At 61.3% G+C, this 411-nt stretch carries 1 protein-coding gene; it reads right to left on the minus strand.

All coding sequences use genetic code 11. From position 1 onward, the window contains the following. The coding region (locus AB3X96_RS42675; RefSeq protein WP_368594432.1) for a transposase at positions 1-356 on the minus strand (356 nt) is incomplete at its 3' end. Positions 357-411: the final 55 nt, after the last annotated feature.

The following is a 411-nucleotide window of genomic DNA, read 5'->3' on the forward strand; positions in this document are numbered from 1 at the left end:
TAGACTGACGAGAGATCACCTGCGCGCAACGAGCGCACGAGTTTGAGGGCGTCGCGGCGGTCGGTCTTGACCCGCTCGCCTGGTTTCCTCGGAATCAGCGACGGGGCACATACCATGCAGTCGAATCCCTTCTGCACCAGTTGCCGGTATAGACCATAGCCGCATGGCCCTGCTTCGTAGACGATGCGAACGTGCGTCGCCTTGGACTGCACGCGCTGGCACAGGCGGTCGATGTCAGTCTTCAAAGTGCCGATCTTGCCCAGCAATTCCACCTCGCCTATCCCGACGGCGTAGGCTGCCGTGATGGATTCCTTGTGGACATCCAGACCGACGTACACCGTGTTATCGTGTCCCATGCTGGCCTCCGTGCTGGAAATCGCCGGGTGTCGCCCTCGTGCACACCATGCGGCT

The sequence above is a fragment of the Paraburkholderia sp. BR13439 genome, from assembly GCF_040948805.1.
Taxonomy (GTDB): domain Bacteria; phylum Pseudomonadota; class Gammaproteobacteria; order Burkholderiales; family Burkholderiaceae; genus Paraburkholderia; species Paraburkholderia youngii.